The 13,049-nt window shown below is 62.4% G+C and carries 12 protein-coding genes; 1 reads left to right on the top strand and 11 read right to left on the bottom strand.

Annotation, left to right across the window (positions count from 1 at the left end):
• Positions 1-71 precede the first annotated feature (71 nt).
• From arfA to L8F45_RS27940, 6 genes are all read right to left on the bottom strand, one after another.
• Positions 72-1,616 (bottom strand): arabinosylfuranosidase ArfA, encoded by a 1,545-nt coding sequence (gene arfA / locus L8F45_RS27915; RefSeq protein ID WP_342363665.1) that lies wholly within the window; start codon positions 1,614-1,616, stop codon positions 72-74.
• Positions 1,613-2,455 (bottom strand): ABC transporter ATP-binding protein, encoded by an 843-nt coding sequence (locus L8F45_RS27920; RefSeq protein ID WP_342363666.1) that lies wholly within the window; start codon positions 2,453-2,455, stop codon positions 1,613-1,615. Before L8F45_RS27920 ends, arfA begins: the two co-directional genes overlap by 4 nt.
• Positions 2,452-3,453 carry an ABC transporter ATP-binding protein gene (locus tag L8F45_RS27925; RefSeq protein WP_342363970.1) on the bottom strand — a complete coding sequence of 334 codons (1,002 nt, stop codon included), beginning with the start codon at positions 3,451-3,453 and terminating at the stop codon, positions 2,452-2,454. Before L8F45_RS27925 ends, L8F45_RS27920 begins: the two co-directional genes overlap by 4 nt.
• Positions 3,454-3,479: 26 nt before the next feature.
• A complete protein-coding gene (locus L8F45_RS27930) occupies positions 3,480-4,346 on the bottom strand; it encodes an ABC transporter permease (RefSeq protein ID WP_342363667.1) in 867 nt (288 codons plus the stop codon).
• Complete coding sequence (locus tag L8F45_RS27935) at positions 4,346-5,350, bottom strand: ABC transporter permease (protein ID WP_342363668.1); 1,005 nt, start codon at positions 5,348-5,350, stop codon at positions 4,346-4,348. Before L8F45_RS27935 ends, L8F45_RS27930 begins: the two co-directional genes overlap by 1 nt.
• A gap of 79 nt (positions 5,351-5,429) precedes the next feature.
• Positions 5,430-7,331 carry an ABC transporter substrate-binding protein gene (locus L8F45_RS27940; protein ID WP_342363669.1) on the bottom strand — a complete coding sequence of 634 codons (1,902 nt, stop codon included), beginning with the start codon at positions 7,329-7,331 and terminating at the stop codon, positions 5,430-5,432.
• Positions 7,332-7,676: 345 nt separating this feature from the next.
• Between L8F45_RS27940 and L8F45_RS30880 the strand changes: the two genes are divergently transcribed.
• A complete protein-coding gene (locus L8F45_RS30880; protein ID WP_425330061.1) occupies positions 7,677-7,961 on the top strand; it encodes a carboxymuconolactone decarboxylase family protein in 285 nt (94 codons plus the stop codon).
• A 69-nt stretch (positions 7,962-8,030) separates the two neighbouring features.
• Here the strand turns inward: L8F45_RS30880 and L8F45_RS27950 are convergent, their stop codons facing one another.
• Genes L8F45_RS27950 through L8F45_RS27970 form a run of 5 tightly spaced genes read right to left on the bottom strand, consistent with a single transcriptional unit; the run spans position 8,031 to position 13,019 of the window.
• Positions 8,031-8,765 carry a ThuA domain-containing protein gene (locus tag L8F45_RS27950; protein ID WP_342363671.1) on the bottom strand — a complete coding sequence of 245 codons (735 nt, stop codon included), beginning with the start codon at positions 8,763-8,765 and terminating at the stop codon, positions 8,031-8,033.
• A 47-nt stretch (positions 8,766-8,812) separates the two neighbouring features.
• On the bottom strand, positions 8,813-9,655 hold the full coding sequence (locus tag L8F45_RS27955; RefSeq protein WP_342363672.1) for a carbohydrate ABC transporter permease: 843 nt from the start codon (positions 9,653-9,655) through the stop codon (positions 8,813-8,815).
• On the bottom strand, positions 9,655-10,608 hold the full coding sequence (locus L8F45_RS27960; protein WP_342363673.1) for a carbohydrate ABC transporter permease: 954 nt from the start codon (positions 10,606-10,608) through the stop codon (positions 9,655-9,657). Before L8F45_RS27960 ends, L8F45_RS27955 begins: the two co-directional genes overlap by 1 nt.
• Positions 10,609-10,648: 40 nt before the next feature.
• Positions 10,649-11,887, bottom strand: coding sequence for an ABC transporter substrate-binding protein (locus tag L8F45_RS27965; RefSeq protein WP_342363674.1), 1,239 nt, complete (start codon positions 11,885-11,887; stop codon positions 10,649-10,651).
• A 55-nt stretch (positions 11,888-11,942) separates the two neighbouring features.
• Positions 11,943-13,019: a Gfo/Idh/MocA family protein gene (locus L8F45_RS27970; RefSeq protein WP_342363675.1), complete on the bottom strand. Its 1,077-nt coding sequence runs from the start codon at positions 13,017-13,019 to the stop codon at positions 11,943-11,945.
• Between the last annotated feature and the right edge of the window lie 30 nt (positions 13,020-13,049).

Genomic DNA, 13,049 nt, shown 5'->3' on the forward strand with positions numbered 1-13,049 from the left:
GCGCGAGGCGCCGGCCGGTTTCGATGCATCGTCAAGCACGTTATGCGTCTCCGCCGGCTGAAGCGAGCGCCTCAGCCCGCCGCCAGTCTTATCACATTCCACGAGGCCGGCTTGAGCCGCGCCGAGATATGTCCGCCATCGACCGAGACGCCCGCCAGCGGCGCCGGCTTGACGCGCTCAGGCTGCGACTTGCTGTTGATGGCCTTGAGATCGTCGTCCCGCAACTCGGTGGCCTCGGCCACGCTCAAGCGGCCGAAGCCGCGCGCATCGATCTTCGTCTCCATCTCCTGCTTGAGATCGCGATTGAGGAGGAAGAGCGTCAGGCCGCCATCCGTCGTCGCGACCGCTGACATCTTGAGATAGGGCGCGGCGGGAATGGGATAGCTTACCTCCTGCTCGGCGCGCGGATCGTAATAGGACGCCTTGTAGGTTTCCGACTCCACATGCGCGCGCAGCACGCGGCCGCGACCATGTCTGCTCATCTGCGCGAAGGGGAAGAAAATCGTCTGCCGCCAGGCCGGGCCGCCGGTCTCGGTCATGATCGGCGCGATGACGTTGACAAGCTGCGCAAGGCAGGCCGCCTTGACGCGATCGGCGTGATTGAGGAGCGAGATGCAGGCGCCGCCGAAGGCGAGCGCATCCTCCATGTTGTAGATCTCCTCGAGGATCGGCGGCGCGATCGGCCAGCCCTCCTTCACGCGATCGGCGCGCGACCGTCGCGTGCGATACCAGACGTTCCATTCATCGAAGCTCAGCATGATCCGCTTCGTCGAGCGGCGGCGCGCGGCGACGGAGTCGGCGATGGCGACCACCTCCTCGATGAAGGCGTCCATGAGATCGGGACAGGCGAGGAAGGATTCCGTGTCGCCCTTGTAATTGTTGAGATAGGTGTGCAGCGAAATGAAGTCGGCGTGATCGAAGACATGCTCCAGCACCTCGTCTTCCCAGCGGCCGTAGGTCGGCATGTTGCGGGCTGACGAGCCGCAGGCCGCGAGTTCGATCTTCGGATCGATCCAGCGCATCATCTTCGCGGCTTCATAGGCGACGCGGCCATATTCGTTCGCCGTCTTGTGCTCCATCTGCCAGGGGCCGTCGACTTCATTGCCGAGGCACCAGAATTTGATGTCGTGCGGCTTTTCCCAACCATGCTCGCGACGAAGATCGGACCAGTAGGTCCCGCCGGGATGGTTGCAATATTCGACCATGTTGCGCGCCGCGTCGCCGTCGCGCGTGCCGAGATTGACGGCGAACATGGGTTCGACGCTTGCGGCGCGGCACCAGTCGACGAACTCGTTGGTGCCGAATGTGTTCGGCTCGGTCGAGAACCAGGCGAGATCGAGCCGCTTCGGCCGCTTCTCCACCGGACCTATTCCATCTTCCCAGTTGTAACCCGAGACGAAATTGCCGCCGGGATAGCGCATGATTGTCGCGCCAAGCTCGCGCACCAGCGCGAGCACGTCGCCGCGGAAACCCTTGGCGTCGGCGGTGGGATGGCCCGGCTCGAAGATGCCGCCATAGACGCAGCGTCCGAGATGCTCGACGAAAGCGCCGAACAGCCGCGGATGAGTGTCCCCGATGGCGAAATCGCGATCCAGAAGCGCCTTGGCCTGTCTCATGACGTCATCTCCTTTGAGCCGAACATTTGCTGATGGGTGTTATCGCCGGTGATCGGCAGCAGCACAGCATCCTTGAGCTGCCGCGAATAGGGATCCTTTGGCGCATCGAGCACCGCGCGCGCATCGCCGCTTTCGACGACGCGGCCTTTCCTCATGATGATCAGCCGGTCGCTGATGTAGTAGGCCGTTGCGAGATCATGCGTGATGTAGATGATGTGAATGCCGAACCTGTCGCGCAGCGACTTCAGGAGATTGACGATCGACATGCGCAGCGACGCATCGACCATTGAGACCGGCTCGTCGGCGACAATGAGTTTCGGTTTCGCAAGCAAGGCCCGCGCGATGGCGATGCGCTGGAGTTGCCCGCCAGAGAGCTCATGCGGAAACCGGCCGCGGGCTTCCGCCAACGAGAGACCGACCTGTTGCAGCGCTTCATCCGCGGCGCGCTCGACCGACATGCGGTCCTCGGCCTTGCCGAAGCGGCGCGCGGTCATGAAGAGATAACGATCGAGCCGCTTCAGCGGATTGAACGCTTCGAACGGATTCTGGAAGATCGGCTGCACGAGGCCCAAGAATTCATGCCGCGCCGCCGCGCCGCGCCATTGCGTCAGATCCTTGCCGGCGAAGCTGAGACGCCCGCTCGTCGGGCGCTCGATATTGAGGATCATGCGCGAGAGCGTGGTCTTGCCGCTGCCGGACTCGCCGATGATGGTGAAAATCTCGGGCGCGTCGGCCTGCAGCGCGAAGCTGACGTCAGACACGGCCTCGATCTTGCGGCCGCCGAACAGGCCGCGCGTGAATGTCTTGCTGACATGTGTGAGTTCGAGAAGAGCGCTCATGCGACGCCCTCCCCGTTGACCGCGAAGCAGGCGACGCGATGTCCCGGCGTCGCCGCGATCATCTCGGGCGCTCTCTCCTTGCAGACGGGCATGGCGAGCGGGCAGCGCGGATGAAAGCGGCAGCCGGAGGGTGGATTGGCGAGATTGGGCGGCGAACCTTCGAGGCCCGCGCGCGGCGTCAGATCGCCGATGCGCGGCAGGCTGCCGATGAGATGCCGGGTGTAGGGATGGAGCGGGTTGGCGAAAATCTCGCGCGTCGGCCCCTCTTCCGCCAGCCGCCCCGCATACATGATGGCGAGCCGGTCGGTGAGGTGAGCATGCACGCCCATGTCATGGGTGACGAAGATGACGGACGAGCCCATCTCCTGCTGCACGCCGCGGATCATGGCGAGCACATCCTTCTGCACGACGACGTCGAGCGCCGTGGTCGGCTCGTCGGCGATGACGAGATCGGGCCGACAGATGGTGGCGAGCGCGATCGTCACGCGCTGGCGCATGCCGCCCGACAATTCATGCGGATACGCTGAAAGCACTGAAGGCTCGAGACGCACGCGGCCGAGATGATCGGCGACCTTGCTCTGGAACTCGCTCCAGTCGCCGCCGAGATGGCGCCAGGCGAAATCCGCGAAAGTGTGCTTCAGCCGGCGCACCGGGTTTAGCACATTCATCGAACCCTGCATGATATAGGACAGCTTGCGCCAGCGGATGCGTGATACGATCTCCGGCGGCGCTGCGTGCAGCCCGCTATAGTCCGGCAGGAACGAAAAGGCGGCCGACCCGCCGACGATGCGCAGCGGCGGCTTGATCGCGCCGGCGATCGCATTGATCAGCGTGGTCTTGCCCGAACTCGACTCGCCGGCGATGCCGAAAATCTCGTTGCGCCTGACGTCAAAGGTGACGCCGTCGACAGCCTTCACGTCGCGATTGACGCCGAAATAGCGCGTGCGGAAATGGGCGCGCAGATCGCGCACCGCGAGCAGCGGCTGCGCCTCGTTCATCTCCATCTGCTGTGCGGCGCGCTCGCTCACGACGCGCCTCCGCCCATGCGGTTCAGGCGGCTGCGCGGATCGATATATTCGTTCATCGACACCGCGAGCAGGAACAGGCCGACGAAAGTCATGACGATGGCGGCGATGGGAAAGGCGATCCACCACCAGACGCCGGCGACCATCGCCGTGTGCTGATTGGCCCAATAGATCATGCCGCCGATCGTCGGCGTGTTGATGTCGGTGAAGCCGAGCACGGAGAGCGTGACTTCGAGCCCGATCGACCAGTTTATGTTGTTCATCGTCGTCGAGAACACGATCGGCATCACATGCGGCAGATGCTCCTGCATCAGGATTTCCCGCGTGCTCATGCCGGAGAACACGCCGGTGCGCGTATATTCCCGCGTCTTGAGACTCATGGCGACAGAACGGATCAGGCGCGCATCGTAAGCCCAGCCGAGACTCGCCATGATCAGCGCGAGCAGCGCCCAGGACATGCTGTCGCGCAGCACGAAATAGCAGAGCACCAGCAGCGGAAAGAGCGGGATGATGATGAAGGTGTCATTGATCGCCATCAGCACGCGATCGACCCAGCCGCCCTTGTAGCCGCTGACGAGGCCGATCACGAGCGAGAAGATGCGGCTCAAGATCGCGACGGCGAAGCCGAACAGAAGCGTGTTGCGAAGAGCAAAGGTGAGCTGCCAGAACACGTCCTGCCCGCGCGACGTCGTGCCGAGCCAGTAGGCTGAAGATGGCGGAACGTCCGGCGGGACGGTGTAGACATCGATCGGCGAATAGGGCGAGAAGATCGACAGCGCCGCTATGATGAGCGCGAGGCCGACGAGCAGCGCGCCGATGCGGAACTCGATGTTGAAGCGCAGGAGGTCGGCGAGAATCTTTCCCATCACCGTGCCTGCACGCGCGGATCGATGAGGGGATAGATGAGATCGATGATGAGCACGCCAAGCGACACGCCGAGAATCGAGATGGTCGTGACGCCGAGCACGAGGCCGTAATCGCCGGCATAGACCGCATCGATCAGCAGCGTGCCGACGCCGGGATAGCCGAAGACGCGCTCGGTGATGATCGCGCCATTGAAGATGCCGCCAAGCGACATGGCGAGGCCCGTCACCTGCGGCGCAAGAGCGTTGCGCATGACATAGGAGACGAGAATGCGCCGGCTGCTGACGCCTGCGAGTTCGGCGTAGCGGACATGATCTTCAGTGACGATGTTCGACACCAGTGAACGCATGCCGAGGAACCAGCTGCCGAGCCCGATCAGGATGAGCGACATCGCAGGCAGGATGGAATGGCGCAGCACGCTCGATATGAACGCCCAGTTCCAGCCTTGCGGCAGGTTCATCGCGGAGCCGCCGCTGATCGGCAGCACCGGCCAGACGAATCCGAAGATGATCAGCAGCACGAAGGCGACGATGTAGTAGGGGATCGGATGGAGCGTCATGGCGATGACGCCCATCGCCTTCAGCGCGCGATTCTTCTGGTAGTAGCCGGCGAGCCCGCCAAGCAGATTGCCGAGAATCCAGGTGGCGATCGTCGAGGTGACGAGAAGCCCGACCGTCCAGGGCAGCGCGCGGAAGACGAGCGTCGAGACCGGCGTCGGAAAGGCTGACAGCGATGGGCCGAAATCGGCTCTGACGATGCGACTCCAGAAAGAGAGATATTGCTGACGCGGCGTGCCGGTCAGTCCGTAAAGCTCGCGCAGCGAGCTGCGCATCTGCGCGATCGCGTCGGGCGCGGTGCCGCTGAAATTGGTCACCGCGGCGATCGATTGTTCGACCGGATCAATCGGCGTGGCATGCGTGATGAAATAGGCGAGATTAACGCCGATGAACACCACGAGCGCGAATTGCGCGAGCCGCTTGGCGAAATAGACCGGATATCCGCTCATTGCGTTTTGCGACCATGATCCTCCGGAGGCGGGCGCGAAAGCTGCGTCCGCCTGGTGTTTTCGACGAGAGAGGAAGCGTTCAGTTCGCGGGCTTGAGCTTCACGAACATATAGCGCGAGTTGCCCCAGTTCGGCACCGGATCGGTGTAGGGATCGTCCGCGGTCGGATAGCCCTTCCAGTAGGTCTCATCCATGGCCGTGAACACATTGTAGGCCATGAGCGGGATGATCGGCATTTCCTGCGCCATCAGCTTCACATAATCGCGCCCGAGTTCGACGCCCTTGGGATCGTCGAAGGCGACCTTGCGCGTCGCTTCGATGATCTTGTCGAGATCGGGATTCGTCCAGCGCTGCCAGTTGCGCAGCGGCTGCGGCTGGCCGGGCGCCGCGACGAACTTGGAGTGCCAGCTATCAAGGAAATATGAGAGGTCCTGATGGCCGCCCCAGGTCTCGACGCTCCAGCCGATGAAGGCGTCGAAATCGCCGGCGGCGCGCCGCGTCAGCAAGGTGCCTTGCGCCACATCGATCTTGGCGTCGATCCCGGCCTGTCGCCAGAGCTGCACGATCATGGTGCCGGCGCGCGTCATCACCGGCCTCAGATCGCCTTCAACCATCAGGCGAACCGAAAGCGGTTTTCCGTCGGCTGCGAACCAGGCGTTGTTGCGCTTCACATAACCCGCCTTCTCCAGGAGCTCCTGCGCCGACTGCGGGTCGGTCTTCCACCAGCCCATGCCGAAGGCGCGCGAGATTTCCTTGGGATCGGTCGGAATCTGCTCGCCCATCGAAGGCCGCAGCATGTCGGCGATCTGCTTCCCAATGGTCGGATCGTAAGGCTTGATCTTGCGCTTGCCGGTGTCGACCTCGAACGTCTTCAGCCATTCCTCCATCGGCTGATGATAGGTCTCGGGATGGCCGCCTGTTGGCGGGACTGCGATCGCGGAGATCGTCGCCGCGCCACGATAGGACGCATTCGCGACCGCCTTGATGTCGATCAGCAGCGCCAGCGCCCAGCGCACGTCGCGATTCTTCAATTGTTCGTTCTGCGTGTTGAAGATGACGGCCGGAAGCGTCGGATCGGGATGGCCGAACGGGAATCCCCTGAACCAGGATTTCGTCGTCTTGCTCTGCCGCGCCAGTGTGAACATGCCTTCCGGCGCGATGTCATGAATGACGTCGAGCTCATGATTCATCTGCGCGATGACGCGCTTGTCCGGCGGGCCGGGATCGACATAGGCGAGATATTTCGGGCCGGGCGTGCCGAACTTGGCGAGCGAGGTGCGCTTCCAGTCGTCGCGGAGCTGCCAGATGTACCATTTGCCGTCGGGGTCATAGCTGTGCAGCACATAGGCGCCGAGCGAAACCGGCTTGTTGAAATCGAATTTCAGGGGATCGGCGACCTTTTCGAAAATATGCGCGGGGAGAATCCAGATCGCGCCCCAGCGCACGGTGAAGTTGGCGTGGAAGCGCGAATTCGGCGCCTTCAGCTTGAAGATGACGGTGCTTTCATTAGGCGTCTCGACCGATGCGACATTGCCCGCCAGCACGGCGCTGAAGCGCATGCCGGGATTCTTGATCTGGATATTCACGGTGGCGGCCACATCGGCGGACGAGAATTCGACGCCGTCGCTCCAGAAGATGCCCTTGCGCAGCTTCACCGTCATTTCGGTGAAGTCGGCGTTATATTGCGGCTTGTCGGCCGCGAGCGAATTCTCCCAGACGCCGTCAATGCCCTTGTCGGGATCGATGTACCAGAGCGTATCGAGCGCCGACTGCTGCAGCCCGTTCGATTGCGAGCCGGCGTTGATCGCCCACATATTGAACCAGCCGGCGTTCTTGATCGTGCCTTCCGGATTTTCGAGGATCAAAAGCTCTTTGCGCGGAATGTTCTGCGGAATGCCCTGCGCGAATGATGCGAGGGGCGCGATTGCAATTCCTGACAACAGGACGCAGACAGCCGTCAGCAACGCACGGATGCGGCTCATTATCTCCTCCCTGGAGAACGCGGGTGCTTTTCGCACGCCTGTTTTGGGAGTTCAGATCATAGAGCGCGCCCAAGTGAACAACAACGGAAATTCTGATTTATATCGGAAAGAGCGATAGGAAATGCTGCGTCGCCGCAGAGCCGGCTTTGAAATGGGCTCGGCGCAGACGGCAATTTCAGATTTGGTCAGGAGAAAATGATGAACGATGAGTTGAGAGACGCCGCGATCGCGAGGGGTGTTGCGAGTTTCGAAGCCACCTTCGGGCGCGTGCCGGACAATTTTCGATTGCTGGCGGAACATGCGCCGGGCGCATTCGCGGGATATGGCCTGATGCGCGACGCGGTCATGCGAGGCGTGAGTTCCGGCGGCGCGCTCGATTTGAAAACCAAGGAGCTGATCTTCGCGCTCCTCGATACTCTGATCGGGCAATCCACGGGCGCCAAAAATCACGCCGTCGCCGCGATCAGGCTTGGCCTGACGATTCCGGAACTTGCAGAGGGGCTTTCTCAGGTCATCATGGCCGGTGGAATTGGAACCTGGAATCTGACTGGCGCCGACGTTCTTCGCCATTGTCTCGCCGTCGAGAGCGAGATCAAGGCGAGCGAGGGATCGGGTTCGAAGTCCGGCTGACGATACGAGTTCAGCCGCCGCGCGAAGATCGAGAGAGGCGCGGCGGCGAGGATTTCGAAGTCGTCTTGGTCAGGCGATCGATTCGATCGGATCGCGTTTTACATTCGCCGGCGGATTGCGATTCTGCATTGTCGGCGCGACCCAGCGCACGCCATTGGCGATGACATGCTGGACGGTCTTGTCGTGATAGGTCGGGAAGGTCTCGTGTCCCGGCCGGAAGTAGAAGATGCGGCCGCGGCCGCGCACATAGGTGCAACCGCTGCGGAACACCTCGCCGCCCTTAAACCAGCTCAGGAAAATGAGTTCATCAGGCGCAGGGATTTCGAACGGCTCGCCATACATCTCTTCTTTTTCAAGCTCGAAATAGCGATCAAGCCCCTGCGCGATCGGATGTTCGGGCGTCACCACCCAGATGCGCTCCTTCTCGCCATCCTCGCGCCAGTTCACCGTGCAGGCCGAGCCAGTGAGTCGCTTGAAGATCTTGGAGAAGTGGCCGGAATGCAGGACGACGAGCCCCATGCCCTGCAGAACGCGCTCCTGCACGCGCGTGACGATCTCGTCGGACACGTCGTTATGCTTCTTGTGTCCCCACCAGAGCAGCACATCGGTGTTATCGAGGACTTCGTTGGTGAGCCCATGTTCGGGCTGATCGAGAGTCGCGGTGCGCACGCTGGAAAAACCGCGGTTGCGCAGCGATTCAGCGAGAACTGTATGGATGCCCCTGGGATAGATCTCGCCGACGGCGGGATTGTTCCGCTCGTGCCAATATTCATTCCAGATGGTGATGTTCAGCTCTTTCGGCATTGAAGGCGTCCTTCCGATTTCAATTTAATGAGTGGCGAAGAGAGGCGCTATTTCAGCGCGCCGGCGGTCAGCCCGCTGATGATGCGGCGCTGCAGCGCGACGAAGATCAGCACCACGGGCGTGACGATGACGCTGGCGAACGCCATGGCGTTGCCCCAGTCGGAATAGTCGGCGCCGACGAAGCCGTAGAGCCCGACGGTCGCCGGCTGAAGTTCGTTCCGGTTCACGAGTGAGACGGGATAGACGAATTCGCCGTAGGCTTGGAGGAAGACGAGCGTGCCAACGACGACATAGCCGGCGCGGGCGAGCGGCAGCGAGACGCGCAGAAATGCGGAGACGCGGTTGCAGCCGTCCACGCGCGCAGCTTCTTCAAGCTCGGTTGGGATCTGCGCGAATGTGGTGCGCAGCATGATCACCGCGAAAGGCAGCGTCTTCGTCGCGGTCGCCAGAATAACCGCGATCTGGGTGTTCACGAGGCTGAGCTGCTTGAAGATCACGAACATCGGCGTGGCGAGAAGCGCAGGCGGCAGCACCTGCGACACCATGATGCCGACGAGCACGGCGTCCATCCACAGCGTGCGGAAGCGGCTCAGCGAATAGGCCGCGCCAGTCGCAAGGAGCAGCGTCAGCGCCGTGACGGCCGACGCGATAATGACGCTGTTCGTCATGTAGCGGCCGACATTCTCGCGCACGAAGATCCAGGCGTAGGCCGCGAAGGTCGGCGCTTGCGGCAGCAGCGTCGGCTTCGTGGCGTTCAATTCGAACGAGGCTTTCAGGCTCGACGCATACATCCAGTAGACCGGAAAGAGATAGAGGCCGGCGATCAAAAGCCCCGCTGCGGCGAGCGCGTAGTGACGTGGTCCATAGGGTTCGGCGTCCATGGTCGACATCAGGCCCGCGCCTCCGCGCGCACGCTGCGGACATAGATGAGCGCGACGAAGAACACGACGATGAGCATCATCGTCGAGGCGGCCGCGCCGCCGGCGAAGTCGAAGATGTCGAAGGACAGCTTGTACGACCAGATCGGGAACACATTGCTCGAATCGATCGGGCCGCCATGGGTCATGGTCCAGATCACGTCGAAAGAGCGCATGGTGTAGATCGTCGAGAGCGCCACAAGCGCATAGAGCGTCGGACGAAGCATCGGCAGCGTCATCGCGGTGAAGCGGCGGAACGGACCCGCCCCGTCGATCATCGCGGCTTCATAGATTTCGCGCGGAATGCCGCTCAGGCCCGCTGCGAGAAGGATCATGTTGAAGGGCACGCCGAACCAGACATTCGCCAGCGTGACGGCAAGCAATGACGATGAAGGGTCGGACAGCCAGTAGACCGGGCCGCTGATGAGGCCGATCGATTGCAGCGCATAGTTGAAGACGCCATTGTCGGAGGCGAGCAGCCATTTCCAGATGGCGCCGACGACGAGCGGCGGCAGAATCCAGCCGGCGAGGATGACGCCGCGCAGCGCGCCCGAGCCGGGGAAACGCTGCTGAAAGAAGAGCGCCAGCGCCAGCCCGCAGGCGCATTGCAGGATGACGCTCAGGCTAACAAAGACAATGGTGTTCTTGACGACGAGCGGAAACAGCGGATCGCCGATGAGCCGTTGATAATTCGCGAAACCGACCCAGGGGCGATCCAGCCGTCCGACATTGCTGACGGACACTTCCTGGAAGCTCATGATGACGTTGTAGAGGATGGGGTAGCCGACGAAAAACAGGAGATAGAGCGCGGTCGCCGCCACCGTCACGGACCAGACATTGCGCGAATCGAACAGACGATCGAGCGCGCCTTCGAGCGGCCGGCTTACTGGCCGGCTGCTCCCGTAATTCGGCAAGGCTTTGCTCATGATCGCGACGTTCCTTGCGAAGCGGCGTTGGGAATGTGCTTCAGAGTCCTTCGATCGGATTCTTGTCGAGCAACGGCTTGATGACGGCCTGAGCGCGTTCGAGAGCTGCGGCGGGAGTCGACTGCCCCGTGAGCGAGCTCTGGATTGCAGTCTGAATGGCGCTTGAAATCAGCGGCCATGCGGGGTGAGGCCCGCGCGCCTTCGCGACGATCATCTGAGTCTTGAACACCTCATAGGCTTTCGGATTGGCGGGATTCTCAACCGAGATCGAAGGCACCGGCGGCAGCCGGCCGCCGCTCCAGGCGCGCTTCATCTGCTCCGGCTCGGACATGAATTCGACCAGCTTGAACGCGAGCGCCCGCTGCTTCGCGCCCTTTGGAATGCCCCAGACATAGCCGCCGAGCGCGGACGCTTCGATGTTCTTGCCCTCGCGAACCGGCAGCGTGGCGACGCGCCACTCGAATTTCGCGTCCTTGTCCATGCGCTGCAACTCCCAGGGGCCGCCGACGACCATCGCGGAAGAGCCGCCAAGGAACGCGCTCATCATCTCGAACTGGCGCTTCACCAGCACGTCCTTCGAGGCTTGGCCGCTTTTGACGAAATCCGCCCACAGCGTCATCGCGGCGACGGAGTCAGGCGATGTCAGAGAGGCGAGATTGCCGCCGGACTGTTGCAGGAATGGAAGCCACTGGAACGTTCCCTCCTCGCTCTGGATCGCAGAGAAACCGACGCCATAGACGCCTTTCGCGGGATCGGTGAGCTTCGCGGACAATTCCTTCAGCTCCGCCCAGGTGCGCGGCGGCTTGTCGGGATCAAGCCCCTTCGCGCGGAACATGTCGGCGTTGTAGTAGAGCGCCAGCGTATTGGCTTCGCCAGGGACCGCATATTGACGCTCGCTCCAGATCGTCGTGTTCCAGCTCCCCGTATAATATTTGCTTTTCTCGATGATCTTCGAGCCTTTGACGAGATCGGTCAGCTCTTCGAGGGCGCCCTGGCTGGCGAAGCTCGCAACGACGGGATTATCGATGGTGACGAGATCGGGCACGTCGCCGGTCGCGATGCCCTTGATCAACTGCTGCGACAACTGCGCGAAGGGGATGAATTTCTGGTCGATCTGGTTGTCGGGATGCGTTTCGTTCCAACGCGTGAAATTGACCAGCGTCGGCTCGGTCGCGTTGCCGAAAATGTGCCAGATCTGAATCTTCTCGCCGGCCGAGGCGGCGGTGCTGGCGAAAACTGAAGCCGCAGCCCAAACGGCTGTCTTCAACAGACTTTTCATTGGCGTCTCCCTTCCGCTTGTTGTTGTGATGTGAAATCTTTTTTGGCGTTTGGCGCTACATCTCCGCTGTCGCGAGCGCGTTGCTGTTTGGCGCGTTCTCGCTTGCGAGGGTTGGCACGGGCACACGTCGCTTGAGACGCGCGCTTTCGATCGCTGCGAACGTCATCGCGAGGCTCTTGAAGTTTTCGGAGCTGACGGTTTCGGGCGCGACGCCCGTCTCCAGCGCCTCTACGAAATCGCGCAGAACCCCTTCATGACCGCCGATGCGCATCGTCTCGGGCGCGGAAGGAATGGGCAGCGGCGCGCCATCGCGCAATACGCCAACGCCGGTCGCCCCCTCGCGTTCGGCGTGGAAGGCGTCGTGGCCGTCCCAGGTCAGGGTCCCTTTCTCGCCGGTGATCCGCCAACTGCTTTCCCAACTCGTGCGCAGGCCCTGCGCACACCAGCTTCCGCGATAGGTGTAGGTGACGCCGCGCTCGAATTCGAAAATCGCGAAAGCGCTGGCGCCATGGGCGTACCAGGAGCCAGCGGGATTGGCCTCGTGGCAATAGACCGCAAGCGGCGCACCATTGATGACATAGCGCACGGCGTCGAAGGTGTGGATCGCCATGTCGATGAGGAGGACGTTGCGCATCTCTTCGCGGAAGCCGCCGAAATGCGGGGCGAGGAAGAAATCGGTATGCACGCCCGTCACCGCGCCGATGGCGCCGGACTCGACGAAGGACCTCAGTCGCCGCACGCCTTCGATGTAACGCCGGTTCTGCACGATGACGTGCAGGCGCTTCGCTTCGCGCGCTGCGCGCACGAGGTCGCGCGCATGGTCGATCGTGTCGGCCATCGGCTTTTCACTGAGCACATGGCAGCCGTGGCGAAGCGCGGTCAGAGTCACGTTGAAACGCGCTTCGGGAACGACGGTGTCGAAGACCACGTCGGGCTTCGCCATGGCGAGCATCGCGTCGAGATCGTCGCCGGTCGCGGCGTCGCTCAGGCGCCGCTCCTCAGCGAGAGCCCGGGCGCGCGCGAGGTCGACGTCGACCAGGCCGACAACCTCGATCCCGCCGACCTTCAGGGCCGCGTCCAGCCAGCGACGGCTCATGTTCCCGCAGCCGACGAGAACGGCGCGCAGTCTCATGCATCCTCCCGCGGGCGCTCTTGATGGCGC

It is taken from the genome of Terrirubrum flagellatum (genome assembly GCF_022059845.1).
GTDB lineage: Bacteria > Pseudomonadota > Alphaproteobacteria > Rhizobiales > Beijerinckiaceae > Terrirubrum > Terrirubrum flagellatum.